We start from the raw sequence: 20536 nt of genomic DNA on the forward strand, positions 1-20536 counted from the left end.
CGTTCATTTAACCAATATCAATATGCAAGTTTCTTGTTATTAAAATTAAAGGGGCGGTGCATTAACAGGGGCTATGTAAAATGAACGGGTAGTATATTTCAAATGGGGTGATTTATTTAACACGCCGTACATCGTTTGTAACCCGGCATTCCAAGCGGCATGGCATTTGACACGGCAGGAGGGAATCAGGACGACTACACCTATGTATCATTACTTAACTATCACTATCGAATAACATGTAAGCAACGCTATGACGCATTGGTTATCGTATCTCATTATGGATAGCGAATCCCAGTGTCCCCGCAACACAATGATTACTAATGAATGCTATTACTATTACATATGTTTCGTACGTCCTGTGTATGGAACAGCAATGAGAGTTGTCTACTTATCATTCATTGATATTGATTTGATAATGTTTTATTTGGATTGAATCTTCATTCGAACCTTTCAATATCTTCTTTATTCGAATTGATTCATTTGATTATTAACATTCAAAATTTCATTATTTACTTCTCTTTATCTACAAACCTTCATGAAGAAGCCATTTCACAAACAAAATATACGTGTAATGAATCGAAGAATGGCGAAGACCCCCGCAATGGGTGACGCCCCCTCTTAGTTTGCCGTGTAGGGCATATCAACAATACATAATATATTTTTCATCCGAAGGCGGGAAGCCCGTTTGATTATCAGTAAAATTTAAAAATAAATGTCACGAAATCGACCGCCACGGACAAATAGAAAGTGTAAGGACAAAAAAACACTTTCGGAGGAATTTTATTATGACTACAATTATTAAAAACGAAGAAGCATTCATTATTGACGCTAATGTTCGAGAATCACACATGAACCGTGTGGACGTATTGGAAAAAGTGAAAGGTTTATTACTATTACCCAATTTAGAAATGGCGACAACACAACAAGTTGCCGATTTTTACGAAGTCCCTAAACAAGCGATACTCAGTCTTGTACATGACAACAGAAAAGAAGTTGAGGGCGACGGCTATAAGACATTAAAAGGTAAAGAGTTAGTTAATTCCTTAGAGGAATATACTACAATTTTGAAAAGAAAAGGACATTGCTTACTAGAAAGCGGCGATACGATCGCTTACGGAAATAACGGAGTTTTCCCACGCCGTGCAATCTTACGTGTTGGAATGTTGCTTCGCGATTCAGCTATTGCGAAAGAAGTTCGCACCCAACTTTTAAACATTGAAGAGAAAACGACGCAAGAAGTTAAAGTCGCGGACATTAACGAAGAACAAACGTTACAAATGGCGGTAGGGCAAGCGTTTATGTCTGGTGATATCAACGCGTTAGCACAAGCCGCAACCGGCTTAATGGCGTTCAAGAATCGACATATCGCTGAAATCGAAACGAAGTTAGAGGAACAAAAAACGGTTATCAAGGTGTTAGCTAAAGAGGAAGTGTCTTTTAAAACTCCAGAAAAGGTACTTCAAAACTTAACAGCTAGGTATGGCAAAGCAAATGGCGGGAATTATCAGATGGCGTGGAAGGACCTTCAAAATCATCTATGGTACAAAGTGACGCCAGGAATCAATTTAAAATCAAGAAAAACACGGGCTATTAGAAGTGGGAAAAAAGGTGTTACATATCCAAAGGTTATTAAGAGACATGAATTTCCTACGGTTATTTCTGCAATGATAGCTTTATGTGAAAATAAAGGAATTGATGTTGAAGATATTTTACAAGAAGTCGCGGAATAATCGTGGCTTTTATTTAAAAAGGTTTCTTTTTGTGTGTCAAGAAATCGATTGATACAGACAAATAGAAAGCGTGTGGTGCGTATGGCACTTGTAGAAGATACGGATTGTTAAATTATCTATCAGATGAAAATACGATAATGACGAGGAAGCGTGTACTCGTTATTGTAAAAAGGAAAGAAAGCGTTTATAATCGAAATATATTAGCATACATAACGTTGTATGTTCATGTCTAAAAAGATTATTTCTATATTATATATAAGGAAATACCTTGTTTTTACTGATATTTCACGTGAAAATAAACGGGTGGTTTCCGGTACCACGTCTGCCGGGGGTTCGAATCCCTCTGGGCGCGTCAGAAAGTCCTAACTTACGTTTTGTAGGTTAGGACTTTTTTATTTATCTCATTATTTGAGGGTTAAACAAAACAAACTGATGGAAGTTTCATTTTATATGTGTACTTTCAAAATGCCTTGTCTCATTGCTTCTGTTAAAGCTTCGGAGCGTGATCCTACTTTTAATTTTTTGAAGATTTTTGTTAGGTTGTATTCTACAGCTCTTGAACTCATGTACAGTTCATCAGCAATTTGTTTATTACTACTTCCTTTAGAGACGGATTCTAAGATTTCTAATTCTTTTTGTGTAAGAAGAGCGGTTTTATTTTCAAGTTGTTGAGTCGTTATATCGTCTGTACGTAGTTGACGTAATAACGAAATAGGAAGTAAAGTATATCCGTTTACAGCTGCACGAATTGCCATTAATAGCTCTTGCTGAGAAGCTGATTTACTAATAATGCCGCTGATACCAGAGTTTATTAATAAATTGAATTGGGATACGTATTCAAAACCTGTATATAAAATGATTTTTGCATCTGTTTGAATATGTAATATTTTCTGGGCGAGTTCAATACCACTACAATTGGGCATATTCATATCTAAGAGGTATACGTCAAAAGGTGTAGCGTCACTTTTTATAAGTGCTTCCTGTTCATTTAAAATATATTCTGCTTGCATATCTTCTTCTAATTCAATCATGCTCTTTGTTCCTTCGCCTACAATTTGATGATCATCTACGATTAATACTCGAATCATTATTTACCACCTCGGAACTGTAATGTTTATTTGAAGTCCTTTTTTAGCTTCGGATACTATATGTATTTCTCCACCAATTGATTGAAGCCTTCCTTTTATACCGGAAATCCCCATATGCTGCTTAGGAGAGTAGGGAGTGTCTATATCAAAACCTTTGCCGTTGTCTCGGTAGTCTAGGAAAATGCAGTTATTCTCTTCCCATAAAAAAATCGATACGATGGTTGCCTCGGAATGTTTATCTGCGTTTGTTAGTAGTTCTTGAATGATACGATATAAAGATAAAATTTTGTCAAAATCGTAATGATGTTCTTGAATTGATTCATGATCAAATTGAATATGAAACTGCACACGTAATTGTGTTTGGGCTAGCAATTCTCTTAATGCACCAATTAAACCAGCATCTGATAAAAGTGATGGACGCAATTCATTACATGTGTCGCGAATTTGTTGTATTACATCGTGCATACCGAAGTGGATTTTTTTTAGTTCATTTTTTAATTCTAGTGGAACGGATTTGTTTTTTAGTAAAGAGTCTAGTTTGCGGTACCATACGATTTGATCTTGTAATGCAGAGTCGTGTAAATCTGAAGCGAGTCGGCGCCTTTCTTGTTCAGAAATTTGAAAGAGTAGGCGTGATAAGCTTGCAGAATTTGTTTTGGATTCTAAACTCTCCTGCTCTAGAGAATGAATAATTTCATTAATGGTATACAAGTTTTCGTAAATAAGACGGACGTATGTCGTGACAGTGATGAACCATGATTTTTCATGCGTATTATATTTAATATTATTCACTTTTCTTCCAATCCAGATGTAGTGTTTTATATGTTTAGTAGAGTATAAGTAAATGCCAATGCATCCATCATCCTCTAATAAATCATTAATTAGTAATGCTGCCATACTCCATTTTTTCTTTTTAGAAAGTGTGAAATCTTTCGTTTGTCCATATCCGTTACAGAGTGTATATGTGTTGTCTTTCATATTATATTGAACAAATTGAATAAAAGAAGGTTTCAACATCGAAACGATTTCATTAGTGAATTTTTTCTCTAACTCTTCTGTTTTCATAATAGATGATAGCTGTGCGGTAAACTGTTCAATGTTTACGTATAAGTTTGTTTTAGTCCGAAAGAGGTGATTACGGAATGTAAAATCTAATCTTTCTTTTAATATGAGAAATAGAATGTTTAACGGAAAAATAATAATAAAACTTTGCAGTAGTCGAGAGAGAAAATTGTCTTTGTAATAAATGCTCCAGCTCGTAATGATTGCAATTAATAGAGTTGGAATTAGTGACAGAAATGCGTAATACCGTAAACGATCAAATACAAACTCTATATCAAAAATCTGCTTCGTCGCTACTAAATAAAAATAACCGATTGGAAGAGCGATTAGGAACATAGCGCCAATATCTGCTGAGAGAATCGGTGTTCTGAATATTGCATCTGGAAGAGCATAGAGTGTAACGAACGGAAAGAAGGCAATGGAATGAATCGTGAGCATTAATTTTAAAAATGGTTTATGTACTGTACTGTGATATTTGATATAGGCACGGATTAAAAAATATATACAAAAGATAATATTTATTGAAAGGTAAATTAGTTCTAATCCATCGGTATTAACTATTGGAAATGGAATGAACATCGTTAAATTAGAGAGTAATAGTAAAATAATGCCGATTGTAATATCGATTTTTAGAAATCTCATAGAAATAACGTATAGTTGCTTTTTCTTGAATAATTCATTCAACAATAAAATGAGAGACATAGGTGTACCTTGAAATACAATACTTAAAATAATGAGAGCGATAAAATCACCTTTACCAGATTCAACTGCGATTAGAAGACTTGAGGAAGTCATGAATAGAAACGTGATCAAAAAGAATGTTTCCCGGTTCAAAGGCTTCTTTGTATAAAGAAAAATAGATAACCCTAGACAAATAAAAGCGAGTAGGAAGGGAAAGTATACAGAAATAATTTTGTCACGAGAATCAATAAAATGTTGTGTTCCTTTATAAGTTTGGGTGATACCGTCTTTTTTAACTTGTATTTCAGATGCATTTAGTGATTGGTTTTGATATCCAGGAAGTATTCCTAAATGAGGCTTTTCTTTATTTATCGAATAGATTATATCTCCTTCTTTTAAGTCCGTATGAAAAGCCCAACCGGAGGATTTAATTTTTGCTATTGTGTATGTAGTTGAGTCTGTTTTAGAAATAAGAACTCCACTATATGGTTGGTTTATTTTATATAAGATATAGCCTTGTAAACAAAAATACAGGATAGTTACACATAAAATGAAAACGAAGTTACGTTGTATCTGCAACGGTTTAGACACCTCTCTTTGTAGGTATATCGTTTAATTTCTGAATATTTTTATAATAACATTTAAGAAGTTTTCATACAATCAATGTCATCTGTTGAAATTGCGGTGAACCACATAAGAGTGGTTCGCCTTTTTTACGGTAAATACAGTACGGATTGCGGACAATAGCATCAGAAAGAAGTCTATGATAAAGATACAACTTAACAAGTAAATGAAGGAGGCAATAGTGATGAAAAAGTTTTTGTTGATGATAGGCGGGATTGCATTAGGAATGGCGGTTATTTATTTCGTAAAAAGCTAAAAGGGGATGTTATATATGGCATTTGAAATTCAAGGATTAAATAAAACATTTGGTGAATATAAAGCCGTTAATGATTTAAATATACGTGTAGAAGAAGGTGGAATTTTAGGGATGCTGGGCCGAAATGGTGCTGGTAAGACGACAACGATTCGTATGATCTTAGATTTAATCAAACCGGATAGCGGTCAAATTCTATGGAATAATCGCCCTTTTTCAAAGAAAGACCTATCTATTGGCTATTTACCAGAAGAGCGTGGATTATACCCGAAAATGAATGTAGTGGAGCAATTGGTGTATTTCGGCAAGTTAGAAGGAATGCCAGCTAATCTTGCAAAAAGGCATGCGTTACAGTGGCTAGAAAAATTAGAAATGACACCACATTTAAAGAAGAAAACAGAGGAATTGTCAAAGGGAAATCAACAAAAAATTCAATTGATTTCAGCGATATTGCATAATCCGGAATTCATCATACTAGATGAACCATTTAGTGGATTGGATCCTGTAAATGCAGAGATGTTAAAAAATGTTGTGCTCGAGTTAATCGCGCAAAGAAAAACGATTATCTTCTGTAGTCATCAAATGGACAGTGTAGAAACGTTCTGTGAGGAAATTTGTATTATGAAAAATGGTCAACTTGTATTATCGGGTGCCTTGTCAGATATTAAGAAAAGTTATCAATACAAATATATGACGTTGCAAACGGAAGGGGATATTGAACCTATTCTTAAGAAGAAAAATTTCAATTTTGAAAAAGTTAATCGTACGTTCATGATTAAAGTTAATGATGGAGAGGATGCATTTTCGCTGCTTGAAGACATTAAAACTAAACAATATATCCGAGATGTTTCTATTAAAGAACCTTCTTTACATCAAATCTTTGTTGAAAAGGCGGGTGCATAAGTAATGAGGAATTTCTGGATTGTTTTAGGGCAAACGTATTGGGATCGTGTGAGGACGAAAATATTTATTGGGATGACATTGTTATTAATAGGGGGAGGGATATTCTTATTCTCCTTTCCAACTTTAGTACAAAAGTTTTCTGGAGAGAAAGAAAAAACAAAAGTTGTATTTATTTCCGAAGCACCTAATGTTACTTTGGATCAATCTAATCTTAGTAAAGCTCTTCCAGAATGGGATTGGTCTTTAGGTGATAAAACAAAATTAAATCAATATAAGCAAGATTTGTTAGATAAGAAAGTCGAAGCGCTCTTTATATTAAAAGAGGGTGCGGGTGCTGAACCAGTATTAGATTACTTTATGAAGGTGGATAATCCTAAGTTGATTCAAAGTGCGCAGGTATTTGTACAAAATCAGTATTTTCAAAGTGCGGTAGTTAAACAACAGTTATCAGAAGAGGCTGTGAAATCACTGACGATGAACGTGCAAGCGAAAAAGCAAAACTTAAATAACGAAGAAACAAGCTCATTCTTACTGGTGTATTTATTAGTAGCGATTATGTACTTAGCAATTACTTCGTATGGAAATGCGATTGCTACAGCGGTAGCGTCAGAGAAGGCGTCGCGTGTTATGGAAGTGATGGTAACGAAGGTGTCGCCTGTTCACATGGTCTTTGGGAAGATATTAGGAGTCGGTCTTGCTAGTTTGACACAGTTATTTATTTTCTTCCTTAGTATGGCGCTATATATTAAATCTGGAATTTTTAAGGTATCGGATTCGTTTTTTGGAGTGAATATTGATGTAAATATGATTACAGGTGAGCATGCTGCATATTTCTTGTTATATTTTGTTCTCGGTTACTTCGTTTATGCGGCACTTTTCGCAGTGTTTGGTTCTATGGTAAGCAGGCCAGAAGAATTATCCGGAACAACGATGCCGATTACTCTTATATTGATGGGAAGCTTAGTGGTGGAGTTATTAGTAGTACTTGATAACCCTGAAGGACTAGTATCAAGGGTGACATCATATGTTCCGTTTACAGCTCCAATTAGTATGGTAGTTAGGATTATTAATGGATCCGTTGGGAGTTTAGAAATTATTACATCTATGGTTGTATTACTGGCTAGCATTAGCTTAATTGCTATGTTTGCAGCGAAGGTCTATCCGAAAGGTGTATTAAGAAGTGGTAAGAGCCTTAAATTCATTCAATTGTTAAAAAATAATTAATTGCAGGGGGGAATAAATTATGGGATTTTTTTCGAAAAGAAAACAAAAAATGATGGATAGTAATAACGAGAGAAGCGTGAAAAAAATAGTTGAGTTGTCTGTGGAAGAGATGAGAGGAATTCAAGGAGCGTCTAGTGAATCGAACGATTATCTCTATGATTCCTATGTAATTAGGAATCAAAGTTCCTTAGCTTTAAATAAGAGGTTTCTTTCTTAATTAAGAATCGTAAAAGAGTAGTTAGGCATAGTGAAGTGTCACTATACCTAAACTGCTCTTTTTATTTTGGAATTGAACAGAGATAAATTTAATGTTGTTATATATAAAATTAAGGGTTACTATTAGTATGTGGTAACAAAAAATTGAGTTTATTATTTTCTTTCAATATTATTCAAATTTAGGTTGTAAGTTGTAAATCTCATTAATACATATAAATTAATAATATTTTGGAATGGGTGTCTGTGATAGCATTCTCCTTTTACCAAACTTATTGTACAATAGAAACAAGGGGGAGATTAGTTTGAAGGCAAGTCTTTTACAAGAACAAAGCTTACGTTTGGCAATGACACAAGAGTTAAGGCAAGCGATTACAATGCTCCAGTATAATGTACAAGAATTATCGGAGTTTTTGTATGAGCAATCGTTAGAGAATCCCCTTATTGAGTTAGGTGGTTTTGAGAGGGAGAAGAAAAAGAGCTCTAACAACAGTAAAAGTACCAGCAAACAAGTCGAGAATCAGATGGAGATCTACAGTGTGGATTCTACAACGATTCAGCAACATTTATTAAATCAAATACAGTATTATAAAATAGATGAAGAAGAGCGAAAAGTAGCTTCTTTCATTATTATGAACATGGATGGAAATGGATATTTACAAGAAACGAATGAAGAGTTAGCAGAGCTCCTTTCTGCGCATATTCATGTAGTCGACCGCTCTGTAGAGCTTGTCCAATCACTGGAACCAGCAGGGGTAGGGGCGCGTAATATTCAGGAATGTTTAACCTTGCAATTGAAGCGCTTACAAAGACGGAATGGATTAGCAGAAGAGGTTGTAGAAGATCATTTCGCTTATTTTGTGAAGAAAGATTGGCGAAAGCTCGTTCAAGTGTTGAAATGTAGTAATGAGGAATTACAGAGTGCGGTAAATTGTATAACGTCATTACAACCAAAACCAGGTCTTGCGTTTTCTTCAGATAAACCACTTTATATTGTGCCTGATATGGCGGTGAAAAAAGATGGCGATCGCCTCGTTTTACAAATGAATGAGAGAAATATGCCGAGAATTGAAATTCATTCTGAATATAGTGCGCTTCTTAATAATAGTGAAAGTGAAGTAGCATCTTACGTATCAGAAAAGTATCAGCATGTGCAGTGGATTATGCGCAGTTTGAAGCAGAGAAAACAGACGCTGCTGCAAGTGATGAATATTATTATGGAAAAACAACGTGATTTCTTCTGGAAAGGTCCAGAGTATTTAAGACCTCTCGCTTTAAAAGAGGTAGCGGAAGAGTTAAGTGTGCATGAATCAACAATTAGTCGTGCGACGCGAAATAAATATGTGCAAACACCACACGGTTTATTTGAGATGAAATCGTTCTTTAGCAATGCCGTTTCGACGACTGAAGATGAAGCAGTTTCTACAAAACGTGTAAAACAATTTATTCAAACGCTAATTGGGGCAGAGGATAAGAAAAAGCCACTTTCAGATCAAAAGATTTCAAAATTATTAGAAGAAGAGCATGAAATTGTTATTTCTCGAAGAACAGTGGCGAAGTATAGAGAACAAATGCATATCCCAGCTTCGTCATTACGAAAAACGATCGGATAGGTGAAGAAGATGAAAGTTGTACTGTATACTAAAAAAGATTGTGGCCTTTGCGTGAAGGCGAAACAAGTTTTACAGGAAGTACAATGTGAATATTCTTTTCAAATCGAGGAAATAGATATATATGAAGATAATGACCTTTTAGAAAAATATCACTTAATGATTCCGGTTGTAGAAATGGACGGAAAACAAGTAGAATATGGTAACATTCACAAAGGTGTCATAATAAACTATATAAAGAATGCAGTTAAGAGTTGAATAAGTTTCTATCTCCTGTTACAATAATACACGTAGCAGGGATTATTTTTTTAACCTATGTGGGACACAAAATGTCACTACGGGACGTAAAGTGACCACAAAGGAAAATGAACCGATGTAGTGAGGAGAAAAGATATGCGCTCATGGATTCAGAATACAAAAAAATTATTACCTGATCTGCTACCTGTTATGCAAACGAGAATGCAAATTCTTCAATACATTAGGCTCATGCAGCCGATTGGAAGAAGAAACTTATCAGCAAGTCTCGGTATGACAGAACGAGTATTGCGAAGTGAAGTTCAAGTTTTGAAAGAACAAAACTTAGTTCACGTCGCTTCTTCTGGAATGACTTTGACAGAAGAAGGAACAGCTTTAGTTCTTGCTTTGGAAGACTTTATGAAAGAAATTTCCGGGTTAAAGGTTTTAGAAAAGCAACTTAAGGAAACATTAGACTTGGATGAAGTTTTCGTTGTCCCTGGCGATAGTGATGAATCACCTTGGGTCAAACTGGAGATGGGCCGTGCTTGTGTGACTTGTATAAAAGACCGTCTGACAGCGAATAATATCGTTGCTGTGGCTGGAGGAACTACGCTAGCTGCTGCTGCGGACATGATGCAACTTGATTGCAAAGATTTACATATGCTATTTGTCCCAGCACGTGGTGGAATTGGAGAAGGTGTTGAATTAGAAGCCAATACCATTTGTGCCAAGATGGCGCAAAATACGATGAGTAATTATCGCTTATTGTATGTTCCAGACCATGTTAGTAGCGAAGCATATGCGTCTATTGTGACAGAGCCTTCCGTGAAAGAAGTTCTTGAGTTGATTCGATCTTCCAATATCGTCATTCATGGAATAGGTGATGCGTTAACAATGGCACGTCGCAGAAGTACTTCAGAAGCAGATTGGTTAAAGATTCAGGCAAGCGAAGCAGTTGGCGAAGCTTTCGGTTACTACTTTAATGAAGAAGGAAATGTTGTTCATAAAGTAAGAACAGTTGGTATGCAACTAGAGGACTTACAAAATGTATCTCACGTTGTTGCAGTCGCTGGAGGTTCTTCAAAGGCAAAAGCAATACAGGCTGTAATTAAACAAGGGCACACTTCAATTCTAATTACAGATGAAGGTGCAGCAAAACAGTTAACAAAGGGTTTTACCCTTTAATATAATCCCCCAAGGAGGAAATTCAAATGACTAAAATTGGTATTAATGGATTTGGACGTATCGGACGTAACGTATTCCGCGCAGCTCTTAACAACTCTGAGGTAGAAGTAGTAGCAATCAACGACTTAACAGATGCTAAAACATTAGCTCACCTTTTAAAATATGATACAGTTCACGGAACTTTAAATGCAGAAGTATCTGCTAACGAAAACAGCATCGTTGTTAACGGTAAAGAAATTAAAGTTATCGCTGAGCGTGACCCAGCTCAATTACCATGGAGCGACTACGGAGTAGAAGTAGTAGTAGAATCTACTGGCCGTTTCACTAAAAAATCAGACGCTGAAAAACACTTAGGTGGATCAGTTAAGAAAGTTATCATCTCAGCTCCAGCTTCTGACGAAGATATCACTGTAGTTATGGGTGTTAACCATGAACAATACGATGCAGCTAACCACAACGTAGTATCTAACGCTTCTTGTACTACAAACTGTCTAGCTCCATTCGCTAAAGTATTAAACGAAAAATTCGGCGTAAAACGCGGAATGATGACAACAATTCACTCTTACACTAACGACCAACAAATCTTAGACTTACCACACAAAGATTTACGTCGTGCTCGTGCAGCAGCTGAAAACATGATCCCAACATCTACTGGTGCAGCTAAAGCTGTAGCATTAGTATTACCAGAACTTAAAGGTAAATTAAACGGTGGCGCTGTACGTGTTCCAACTGCTAACGTTTCTCTTGTTGACTTAGTTGTTGAACTTGACAAAGAAGTAACAGTTGAAGATGTAAACGCAGCATTCAAAGCAGCAGCTGAAGGCGAATTAAAAGGTATCCTTGGATACAGCGAAGAGCCATTAGTATCTATCGACTATAACGGATGTACAGCTTCTTCTACAATCGATGCATTATCTACAATGGTAATGGAAGGTAACATGGTTAAAGTACTTTCTTGGTACGATAACGAAACTGGTTACTCTAACCGCGTAGTAGACTTAGCAGCTTACATGACTTCAAAAGGTCTTTAATTCTTAATTATATAAGTTATCAATGACAAAACGAGGGAGAGGGTTTGTTCCCTCTCTCTCTTCTTTCGTTTTAAAAGCAAATGTGTTAAGCTTTTGAATGGGTTTTGTCAATCCTAACTAGTAGTCGGAGGGAAATCCAATGAACAAAAAATCAATTCGTGACGTAGATTTAAAAGGTAAGCGTGTATTTTGCCGCGTTGATTTCAACGTACCTATGAAAGAAGGCAAAATTACAGATGAAACTCGTATCCGTGCAGCTCTTCCTACAATTCAATATTTAGTAGAGCAAGGTGCGAAAGTTATTTTAGCAAGCCACTTAGGCCGTCCAAAAGGTCAAGCAGTAGAAGAATTACGTCTTACTCCAGTAGCAGCACGTTTAGGCGAGCTTCTTGGTAAAGATGTTAAAAAAGCGGACGAAGCATTCGGACCAGTTGCACAAGAAATGGTTGCAGCAATGAACGAAGGCGACGTATTAGTTCTTGAAAACGTACGTTTCTATGCGGGCGAAGAAAAGAACGATGCAGAACTTGCGAAAGAATTTGCAGCACTTGCTGACATCTTCGTAAACGATGCATTCGGTGCAGCTCACCGTGCTCATGCTTCTACAGCAGGTATCGCAGACTACCTACCAGCAGTATCTGGTCTATTAATGGAAAAAGAGTTAGATGTACTTGGTAAAGCACTTTCTAACCCAGAACGTCCATTTACAGCTATCATCGGTGGTGCGAAAGTAAAAGATAAAATCGGTGTAATTCGTCATCTATTAGACAAAGTAGATAACTTAATCATCGGTGGCGGACTTGCTTACACATTCGTTAAAGCTTTAGGTCATGAAATTGGTCTATCTCTATGTGAAGACGACAAGATTGAACTAGCTAAAGAATTTATGCAACTTGCAAAAGAAAAAGGCGTAAACTTCTACATGCCAGTTGATGTTGTAATCACTGAGGAATTCTCTGAAACTGCAACAACTAAAATTGTTGGTATCGACTCTATCCCTTCTAACTGGGAAGGCGTGGACATCGGTCCTAAAACACGTGAAATTTATGCAGATGTAATTAAAAATTCTAAGCTTGTTGTATGGAATGGACCAATGGGTGTATTCGAAATGACTCCATTCGCAGAAGGTACAAAAGCAGTAGGACAAGCATTAGCAGATGCAGAAGATACATACTCTGTTATCGGCGGTGGTGACTCTGCAGCAGCTGTTGAAAAATTCGGTATGGCTGATAAAATGAGCCACATTTCTACTGGCGGCGGTGCGTCATTAGAATTCATGGAAGGTAAAGAGCTTCCAGGTGTAGTTTGTCTTAACGACAAATAAGTAGCAGCCAAAGAAAAAGGACGGTGCAAAGCATGCGTAAACCAATTATCGCAGGTAACTGGAAAATGAATAAAACTCTATCTGAAGCAGTTAGCTTCGTAGAGGAAGTTAAAGGTCAAATCCCAGCAGCTTCAGCTGTTGATGCAGTAGTTTGCTCTCCAGCTCTATTCTTAGAGCGCCTTGTAGCAGCAACTGAAGGAACTGACTTACAAGTAGGTGCACAAAACATGCACTTCGAAAAAAATGGTGCATTCACTGGCGAAATTAGCCCAGTAGCACTTAGCGACTTAAAAGTTGGCTATGTAGTACTTGGCCACTCTGAGCGTCGTGAAATGTTTGCTGAAACAGACGAATCAGTAAACAAAAAGACTATCGCAGCATTTGAACATGGTTTAACACCAATCGTATGTTGTGGTGAGACTTTAGAAGAGCGCGAAAGCGGAAAAACATTTGATCTAGTAGCAGGTCAAGTGACAAAAGCACTTGCAGGTTTAACAGAAGAGCAAGTTAAAGCAACTGTTATCGCTTATGAGCCAATCTGGGCTATCGGTACAGGTAAATCTTCTTCTTCTGCAGATGCAAACGAAGTATGTGCGCACATCCGTAAAGTTGTTGCAGAAGCTGTTTCTCCAGAAGCTGCAGAAGCTGTTCGTATCCAATACGGCGGTAGCGTAAAACCAGAAAACATTAAAGAGTATATGGCACAATCTGACATCGACGGCGCTTTAGTTGGCGGTGCTAGCTTAGAGCCTGCTTCGTTCTTAGGTCTTCTGGGGGCGGTAAAATGAGAAAGCCAACAGCTTTAATCATTCTTGACGGTTTCGGACTTCGTGAAGAAACTTACGGGAATGCTGTAGCACAAGCTAAGAAACCTAATTTTGATGGTTACTGGAACAAATTCCCTCATACAACGCTTACAGCTTGTGGTGAGGCGGTAGGTCTTCCAGAAGGTCAAATGGGTAACTCTGAGGTTGGTCACTTAAATATCGGTGCTGGCCGCGTAGTATATCAAAGCTTAACACGCGTTAACGTTGCAATTCGTGAAGGTGAGTTCGATAAGAACGAAACTTTCCAAAATGCAATTAAAAGCGTAAAAGAAAAAGGTACTGCACTTCATTTATTCGGTTTACTTTCTGACGGTGGTGTGCACAGTCACATGAACCATATGTTTGCTCTTCTTCGCTTAGCAGCAAAAGAAGGCGTGGAGAAAGTTTATATCCATGCATTCTTAGACGGCCGCGATGTTGGACCACAAACAGCAAAAGGTTATATCGATGCAACGAATGAAGTAATTAAAGAAACAGGAGTAGGACAATTCGCGACTATCTCTGGTCGTTATTACTCTATGGACCGTGACAAGCGTTGGGATCGCGTAGAAAAATGTTACAGTGCTATGGTGAATGGTGAAGGCCCTACTTATAAATCAGCAGAAGAGTGTGTAGAAGACTCTTATGCGAACGGTATCTATGATGAATTCGTATTGCCGTCTGTAATTGTTAACGAAGATAACACGCCAGTTGCAACAATCAATGATGATGATGCAGTTATCTTCTATAACTTCCGTCCAGACCGTGCAATTCAAATTGCTCGTGTATTTACAAACGAAGACTTCCGTGAGTTCGATCGTGGTGAAAAAGTACCTCACATTCCAGAATTCGTATGTATGACACACTTCAGTGAAACTGTAGATGGTTACGTGGCATTCAAGCCAATGAACCTTGATAACACTTTAGGTGAAGTTGTTGCGCAAGCGGGATTAAAGCAACTTCGCATCGCGGAAACTGAAAAGTATCCGCACGTTACATTCTTCTTTAGCGGTGGTCGTGAGGCTGAATTCCCAGGAGAAGAGCGTATCTTAATTAACTCACCAAAGGTTGCAACGTATGACTTGAAACCTGAAATGAGCATTTACGAAGTAACGGACGCTTTAGTAAATGAAATCGAAAATGATAAACATGATGTTATCATTCTTAACTTTGCGAACTGTGATATGGTTGGCCATTCTGGGATGATGGAACCAACAATTAAAGCAGTAGAAGCAACTGACGAATGTTTAGGAAAAGTTGTAGAAGCGATTCTTGCAAAAGATGGTGTAGCACTTATTACTGCTGACCATGGTAATGCTGATCAGGAGTTAACTGCTGATGGCGGTCCTATGACAGCTCATACAACTAACCCGGTTCCTTTCATCGTTACAAAAAATGATGTAGAGCTTCGTGAAGGTGGTATTTTAGGAGATATCGCTCCAACAATGCTTACACTTTTAAATGTGGAACAACCGAAAGAAATGACAGGTAAAACAATTATTAAATAATTTGCTTATATAAAAAGGAGAGAATTTATTATGTCAACAATTATTGATGTTTATGCTCGCGAAGTCCTTGACTCTCGTGGTAACCCAACTGTAGAAGTAGAAGTTTACACAGAAAGCGGCGCTTTCGGACGCGCTATCGTACCAAGTGGTGCATCTACTGGTGAGCACGAAGCAGTAGAATTACGTGACGGTGACAAATCTCGTTACCTTGGTAAAGGTGTTGTTAACGCAGTAAACAACGTTAACGAAATTATCGCTCCAGAAATCGCTGGTTTCGATGTAACTGACCAAGCTGGTATCGACCGTGCTATGATCGAATTAGATGGCACTCCAAACAAAGGTAAACTAGGCGCTAACGCTATCCTTGGTGTATCTATGGCAGTAGCTCACGCAGCAGCTGACTTCGTAGGTCTTCCATTATACCGTTACCTTGGTGGATTCAATGCAAAACAATTACCAACTCCAATGATGAACATCATCAACGGTGGTTCTCACGCTGATAACAACGTTGACTTCCAAGAGTTCATGATCTTACCAGTTGGTGCTCCAACATTCAAAGAATCAATCCGTATGGGTGCTGAAGTATTCCATGCACTTAAAGCTGTATTACATGACAAAGGTCTTAACACTGCAGTAGGTGACGAAGGTGGATTCGCTCCAAACCTTGGTTCTAACCGTGAAGCTCTAGAAGTAATCATCGAAGCTATCGAAAAAGCTGGTTACAAAGCTGGCGAGAACGTATTCTTAGGAATGGACGTTGCTTCTTCTGAGTTCTACAACAAAGAAACTGGTAAATATGACCTTGCAGGCGAAGGCCGTACTGGCTTAACTTCTGCAGAAATGGTTGATTTCTACGAAGAGCTTTGCAAAGACTTCCCAATCATCTCTATCGAAGATGGTTTAGACGAAAACGACTGGGATGGTCACAAATTATTAACTGAGCGTATCGGTGATAAAGTACAATTAGTTGGTGACGATTTATTCGTAACTAACACTCAAAAACTTGCTGAAGGTATCGAAAAAGGTATCTCTAACTCAATCTTAATTAAAGTTAACCAAATCGGTACTTTAACTGAGACTTTCGAAGCTATCGAAATGGCTAAACGTGCTGGTTACACAGCAGTTGTATCTCACCGTTCTGGTGAAACTGAAGATGCTACAATCGCTGACATCGCAGTTGCAACTAACGCTGGCCAAATCAAAACTGGTTCTATGAGCCGTACTGACCGTATTGCTAAGTACAACCAATTATTACGCATCGAAGACGAACTAGGCGAAATCGCTGTTTACGATGGTATCAAATCTTTCTATAACATCAAACGATAATTGTAGAAAATAAACGACAGACCGTGAGAAATCACGGTCTGTTTTTTTATGTTAAAATTGTTCACCTGTCATAAGTGACATGAAATGTTTGAAGAAGCGGTTATAATCAAAATCAATTGCTATTTGATGACTCGGCCAATCAATAAATGGTTTAGGTTCTCCTAAAGAGCGAAATTCTCCAATGCTTGCCCCCTGTGCATAAGATCCTGTCATGACAACGATAGGTGATTTGTGATAGGTAAACATAGAGTTATCAAGTAAAGCGAGTATTGGCATTGTGTCATGGAAGGGGCTGCCCTTTAAATGTGGTAGGGCTTCTTTATAATATCCGTAGTAATAATGATCGAATAACGGTTTGACAAGTGGGGCTTTTCCTTTTGCCTCAATGTATTCGGCCATTTCTGGTGTAATGACGGAATATTGGGTGACGTTTAATGGGTATATGTACATGTTAGCTGCGGATTGAAGGACTATATTAGCTGCAGTAGGGTCGCCATAAAAGTTTGCTTCGGAAATAGGGGTAACATTACCAGGATGTAAAAAGGCACCGCCCATTACGTAGTAAGATTTAACTTGCTCCATTAATTGTTTACATACGATAAATAAAATTGCTAGGGAGGTAAGTCTTCCTAAGCTCACAATAATTAATTCATCTTTATACTGTTCAATAAGAGGAATAACTTCAAAAAAATTCTCCATTTCTTCGTTAGTTACATTCACCTTTGGAATAATTGGCCCGAGCCCTTGTTTCCCGTGTACATCTGTAAAAAAAGCAGGAGGAGCACCAGTAATTGGACGTTCTGATCCACCAAAGATTTTGATATTTCTACCCTTTACTTCGCTTGTAAGAAAATGAGCATTTTCTACGGCCATTTTTTTGGAACATTGCCATAATCAGCAACGATACCGACGATTTCTATTTCATTGATAAAGAATGCTAAGAGGAGAGCCATCGTATCATCAATCCCAGGATCACAAAAAATGAGAACTTTTTTGGGCATATGTTCACCACCTATCTTGTTTATCCCGTACAAACCCGCTTGGTGAGGAATGATCAATGGGGATGAGGAAACCCTCAATGATTAAAGTTTCACTTTATATATATGTAAGTTTAAGGATAAAAAGATTATTTTATTGAAATAACAGTCTTATAAATTCAGAAAATAAAAACTTTTTATATTAGGTCAAGGTTTTTGACGTAATTTTTGTTTGAAAATGCAGTCATATCAAGGTTGTAAGCGTGTAACATAGGCTGTTTTTGCTGTCAAGTTGATAAATTGCAGCTTTTTACAATTTATACTATGATAAAGATATTAACAGAAGATCGTATAAACATGAGGGATGATGAACATGAAATTTACAAAGATTCTTGTCCAAATTGCTGCTCTTTACGTGTTTTATATGGTTGGAACTTGGGTGCAAGAAATGTTAAACATTCCAATTCCAGGAAGTTTGATAGGGATGTTCCTCTTACTTGTTTTACTTAGCCTAAAAGTTCTTCCAGTGAAATGGTTCGATTTAGGAGCAGAAACACTCGTTGCTATTATGCCGTTTTTATTAATTCCGCCAACGCTTGGCCTAATGAATTACGGTGCTTTTTTTATGAGTAAAGGAATTTCTCTTTTCATTACAGTTGTAGCGAGTACATTTTTAATTATTATTGTCGCAGGACATACAGGACAATATCTTGCGAATAGGAAGGAAAGAGAGTCGCGATGAGCCAAATATTAATCGGAATCGGTTGGGTTCTTTTTACGGTGCTATTATATCAATTATCTAAAAAAATCTATAAATTATTTCCAACACCATTCACCATTCCAATGCTTGTAGCAACAGGATTAATGGCTTTCCTATTTATCGTGCTTGATATACCATATCAACATTATATGGAAAGTGGTGGTGGCTGGATTGCAAAGCTACTTGGACCCGGTGTTGTAGCATTTGCAATTCCTCTTTATAAACAACGTCATGTTCTGCAAAAATATGTTGTACCGATTGCTGGCGGGGTATTAGTAGGTACAACAGTCGCAATTGCTAGTGATTTTGCTATTGCTTCACTTATGGGAACAGATAAAAGCTTAATCTTATCGTCTTTACCAAAATCGGTAACAATGCCAGTTGCGATGAGCGTTTCTGAACAAGTTGGTGGTGTACCTTCCTTAACAGCAGCTTTCGTTGTTATCGCAGGTATTACTGGAACAATTACAGGACCTCTCTTATTAAAATGGAGCCGTGTTACAAACTCAGTTGGTAAAGGTATCGGATTTGGATGTGCTTCTCATATTATGGGTGTTATGAGAGCAATGAAAAATAACGAGCATGAAGGTGTTATTGGATCGGTAACAATGACATTAACAGCAATTTTGACATGTTTGCTTGGACCGTTATTTGCAATGATGTTTATGTAATAGAAGAAAAGCGAGGGCAACTCTATAGCTCTCGCTTTTCTATAGGATTTATGCTACAGTTACAATAACTGAATCTTTGTAGGAGGTACGCCAAGTGCATACGTTATTATCCGTTTTACTTATTACTGTATCGATTTTAATGATTGTTATGGTACTTATGCAGTCTAGTAATAGCTCAGGCCTTTCAGGTGCAATTTCAGGCGGTGCAGAGCAATTATTTGGTAAGCAAAAAGCACGTGGAATTGAAGCAGTATTAAACCGTATTACAATTGTTTTAGCTGTATTGTTCTTTGTATTAACAATTGCTGTTACGTACTTAAACTTATAGAATTGAAAGAAGAAGCGTTAGTAAGATGTACTAATGGTTCTTCTTTTTTGTTTTGCCATTTGAAAGATGTTTCTAATTAGATTATAGAAATGTAAATATGGTACACTAGATATAGAAAGAATACGACTAGATTACAGAAGAGAAAGAGGAGAAGTACATGATGAAATTAGCATCTCCGAAACCATTTACATTTGAGGGTGGAGACCGCGCTGTTTTATTACTACATGGATTCACAGGGAACTCAGCTGATGTACGTATGTTAGGGCGTTTCTTAGAAAAGAAAGGCTATACTTGTCATGCGCCAATTTATAAAGGGCACGGTGTACCACCAGAAGAGCTTGTTCATACAGGCCCTACAGATTGGTGGCAAGATGTAACGGAGGCATATCAGCTTTTAAAAGATAAAGGTTTTGAGAAAATTGCTGTTGTTGGATTGTCACTTGGCGGCGTATTTTCTTTAAAATTAGGTTATACAGTACCGGTTTTAGGTGTAGTACCAATGTGTGCACCGATGTATATTAAGAGCGAAGAAACGATGTACCAAGGTATATTGGCATATGCCCGCGAATATAAAAAACGTGAGCAAAAATCACCAGAACAAATTGAACAAGAAATGTTGGAATTCCAAAAGACACCGATGAATACATTAAAAGCATTACAACAATTAATTGCTGACGTACGTAACAATGTGGATATGATTTATGCACCAACATTTGTTGTACAAGCACGTCATGACGAAATGATTAATACAGATAGTGCTAACATTATTTATAACGGTGTAGAATCTACGTTAAAAGACATTAAATGGTATGAAGACTCTACGCATGTCATTACACTTGATAAACAACGTGACGAGCTACATGAGGATGTATATAACTTCTTGGAGCAACTAGATTGGTAAGATCTAGTTGCCTCTTTTTTTCATAAGGAATTTTTTGTGAAAACTGTAAAAATCATAAGGGGAGTATTGAAGTTTCGCTTTATACATCCCCTAT

Annotated in this window: 18 protein-coding genes and 1 pseudogene; 16 read left to right on the forward strand and 3 right to left on the reverse strand. The window is 37.2% G+C overall.

Translation table 11 applies throughout. The features are described 5' to 3' along the window. Nucleotides 1–785: 785 nt before the first annotated feature. Nucleotides 786–1730 (forward strand): hypothetical protein, encoded by a 945-nt coding sequence (locus ACS2FK_RS10960; protein ID WP_063549007.1) that lies wholly within the window; start codon nt 786–788, stop codon nt 1728–1730. Nucleotides 1731–2176: 446 nt separating this feature from the next. Here ACS2FK_RS10960 and ACS2FK_RS10965 read toward each other — a convergent pair whose 3' ends face one another. Both ACS2FK_RS10965 and ACS2FK_RS10970 read right to left on the reverse strand, forming a co-directional pair. Beyond that, the gene (locus ACS2FK_RS10965) at nt 2177–2818 is read right to left on the reverse strand and encodes a response regulator (protein ID WP_000621765.1); all 642 of its coding nucleotides are present in this window, start codon (nt 2816–2818) and stop codon (nt 2177–2179) included. Between the two features lie 3 nt (nt 2819–2821). Then, on the reverse strand, nt 2822–5140 hold the full coding sequence (locus ACS2FK_RS10970) for a sensor histidine kinase (RefSeq protein WP_063549005.1): 2319 nt from the start codon (nt 5138–5140) through the stop codon (nt 2822–2824). A gap of 316 nt (nt 5141–5456) precedes the next feature. Here ACS2FK_RS10970 and ACS2FK_RS10975 point away from each other — a divergent pair, with 316 nt between their 5' ends. From ACS2FK_RS10975 to eno, 11 genes are all read left to right on the forward strand, one after another. Then, a complete protein-coding gene (locus tag ACS2FK_RS10975; protein ID WP_000863493.1) occupies nt 5457–6341 on the forward strand; it encodes an ABC transporter ATP-binding protein in 885 nt (294 codons plus the stop codon). A gap of 3 nt (nt 6342–6344) precedes the next feature. After that, a complete protein-coding gene (locus ACS2FK_RS10980; protein WP_063549003.1) occupies nt 6345–7565 on the forward strand; it encodes an ABC transporter permease in 1221 nt (406 codons plus the stop codon). A 19-nt stretch (nt 7566–7584) separates the two neighbouring features. Further along, complete coding sequence (locus ACS2FK_RS10985; protein ID WP_000505575.1) at nt 7585–7782, forward strand: hypothetical protein; 198 nt, start codon at nt 7585–7587, stop codon at nt 7780–7782. A gap of 301 nt (nt 7783–8083) precedes the next feature. Beyond that, nucleotides 8084–9391: an RNA polymerase factor sigma-54 gene (gene rpoN, locus ACS2FK_RS10990; RefSeq protein ID WP_000647953.1), complete on the forward strand. Its 1308-nt coding sequence runs from the start codon at nt 8084–8086 to the stop codon at nt 9389–9391. A 9-nt stretch (nt 9392–9400) separates the two neighbouring features. Beyond that, nucleotides 9401–9646, forward strand: a complete 246-nt coding sequence (locus ACS2FK_RS10995; RefSeq protein ID WP_000869730.1) for a glutaredoxin family protein — start codon at nt 9401–9403, stop codon at nt 9644–9646. Nucleotides 9647–9781: 135 nt separating this feature from the next. Then, nucleotides 9782–10810: a gapA transcriptional regulator CggR gene (gene cggR / locus ACS2FK_RS11000; RefSeq protein WP_001258185.1), complete on the forward strand. Its 1029-nt coding sequence runs from the start codon at nt 9782–9784 to the stop codon at nt 10808–10810. A gap of 26 nt (nt 10811–10836) precedes the next feature. Beyond that, complete coding sequence (gene gap / locus ACS2FK_RS11005) at nt 10837–11841, forward strand: type I glyceraldehyde-3-phosphate dehydrogenase (RefSeq protein WP_000161234.1); 1005 nt, start codon at nt 10837–10839, stop codon at nt 11839–11841. Between the two features lie 139 nt (nt 11842–11980). Further along, entirely contained in the window at nt 11981–13165 is a 1185-nt protein-coding gene (locus ACS2FK_RS11010; RefSeq protein ID WP_001036331.1) for a phosphoglycerate kinase, read from the forward strand. A gap of 32 nt (nt 13166–13197) precedes the next feature. Beyond that, nucleotides 13198–13953, forward strand: a complete 756-nt coding sequence (gene tpiA, locus ACS2FK_RS11015) for a triose-phosphate isomerase (protein WP_001231038.1) — start codon at nt 13198–13200, stop codon at nt 13951–13953. Next, nucleotides 13950–15479 carry a 2,3-bisphosphoglycerate-independent phosphoglycerate mutase gene (gene gpmI, locus ACS2FK_RS11020; RefSeq protein WP_001231158.1) on the forward strand — a complete coding sequence of 510 codons (1530 nt, stop codon included), beginning with the start codon at nt 13950–13952 and terminating at the stop codon, nt 15477–15479. Before tpiA ends, gpmI begins: the two co-directional genes overlap by 4 nt. A 30-nt stretch (nt 15480–15509) precedes the next feature. Next, the gene (gene eno, locus ACS2FK_RS11025; protein WP_000103951.1) at nt 15510–16805 is read left to right on the forward strand and encodes a phosphopyruvate hydratase; all 1296 of its coding nucleotides are present in this window, start codon (nt 15510–15512) and stop codon (nt 16803–16805) included. A gap of 51 nt (nt 16806–16856) precedes the next feature. Here eno and ACS2FK_RS11030 read toward each other — a convergent pair. Then, nucleotides 16857–17806: pseudogene (locus ACS2FK_RS11030) on the reverse strand (nucleoside hydrolase). 349 nt (nt 17807–18155) lie between these two features. On the opposite strand from ACS2FK_RS11030, the gene ACS2FK_RS11035 reads away from it, so the two are divergent. From ACS2FK_RS11035 to estA, 4 genes are all read left to right on the forward strand, one after another. Then, nucleotides 18156–18524, forward strand: coding sequence for a CidA/LrgA family holin-like protein (locus ACS2FK_RS11035; protein WP_000673222.1), 369 nt, complete (start codon nt 18156–18158; stop codon nt 18522–18524). Further along, nucleotides 18521–19213: an LrgB family protein gene (locus ACS2FK_RS11040; RefSeq protein ID WP_000078304.1), complete on the forward strand. Its 693-nt coding sequence runs from the start codon at nt 18521–18523 to the stop codon at nt 19211–19213. The genes ACS2FK_RS11035 and ACS2FK_RS11040 overlap by 4 nt, the downstream gene beginning before the upstream one ends. A gap of 94 nt (nt 19214–19307) precedes the next feature. Continuing rightward, on the forward strand, nt 19308–19541 hold the full coding sequence (secG, locus tag ACS2FK_RS11045; protein ID WP_000557266.1) for a preprotein translocase subunit SecG: 234 nt from the start codon (nt 19308–19310) through the stop codon (nt 19539–19541). Nucleotides 19542–19701: 160 nt separating this feature from the next. Further along, nucleotides 19702–20442, forward strand: coding sequence for a carboxylesterase (gene estA, locus ACS2FK_RS11050; RefSeq protein WP_000761986.1), 741 nt, complete (start codon nt 19702–19704; stop codon nt 20440–20442). The last annotated feature ends 94 nt before the right edge of the window (nt 20443–20536 follow it).

It is taken from the genome of Bacillus cereus group sp. BceL220, assembly GCF_051776965.1.
Taxonomy (GTDB): Bacteria; Bacillota; Bacilli; order Bacillales; family Bacillaceae_G; genus Bacillus_A; species Bacillus_A cereus.

Excerpts from the sequence above, each read along its gene's own strand:
- ACS2FK_RS10980 (WP_063549003.1), top strand. The coding sequence starts at position 6,345 with ATGAGGAATTTCTGGATTGTTTTAGGGCAAACGTATTGGGATCGTGTG.
- tpiA (WP_001231038.1), top strand. The coding sequence starts at position 13,198 with ATGCGTAAACCAATTATCGCAGGTAACTGGAAAATGAATAAAACTCTA.
- eno (WP_000103951.1), top strand. The coding sequence starts at position 15,510 with ATGTCAACAATTATTGATGTTTATGCTCGCGAAGTCCTTGACTCTCGT.
- gpmI (WP_001231158.1), top strand. The coding sequence starts at position 13,950 with ATGAGAAAGCCAACAGCTTTAATCATTCTTGACGGTTTCGGACTTCGT.
- ACS2FK_RS11040 (WP_000078304.1), top strand. The coding sequence starts at position 18,521 with ATGAGCCAAATATTAATCGGAATCGGTTGGGTTCTTTTTACGGTGCTA.
- ACS2FK_RS11010 (WP_001036331.1), top strand. The coding sequence starts at position 11,981 with ATGAACAAAAAATCAATTCGTGACGTAGATTTAAAAGGTAAGCGTGTA.
- ACS2FK_RS10975 (WP_000863493.1), top strand. The coding sequence starts at position 5,457 with ATGGCATTTGAAATTCAAGGATTAAATAAAACATTTGGTGAATATAAA.
- ACS2FK_RS10995 (WP_000869730.1), top strand. The coding sequence starts at position 9,401 with ATGAAAGTTGTACTGTATACTAAAAAAGATTGTGGCCTTTGCGTGAAG.
- estA (WP_000761986.1), top strand. The coding sequence starts at position 19,702 with ATGAAATTAGCATCTCCGAAACCATTTACATTTGAGGGTGGAGACCGC.
- ACS2FK_RS10985 (WP_000505575.1), top strand. The coding sequence starts at position 7,585 with ATGGGATTTTTTTCGAAAAGAAAACAAAAAATGATGGATAGTAATAAC.
- ACS2FK_RS10965 (WP_000621765.1), bottom strand. The coding sequence starts at position 2,818 with ATGATTCGAGTATTAATCGTAGATGATCATCAAATTGTAGGCGAAGGA.
- ACS2FK_RS10960 (WP_063549007.1), top strand. The coding sequence starts at position 786 with ATGACTACAATTATTAAAAACGAAGAAGCATTCATTATTGACGCTAAT.
- ACS2FK_RS11035 (WP_000673222.1), top strand. The coding sequence starts at position 18,156 with ATGAAATTTACAAAGATTCTTGTCCAAATTGCTGCTCTTTACGTGTTT.
- cggR (WP_001258185.1), top strand. The coding sequence starts at position 9,782 with ATGCGCTCATGGATTCAGAATACAAAAAAATTATTACCTGATCTGCTA.
- gap (WP_000161234.1), top strand. The coding sequence starts at position 10,837 with ATGACTAAAATTGGTATTAATGGATTTGGACGTATCGGACGTAACGTA.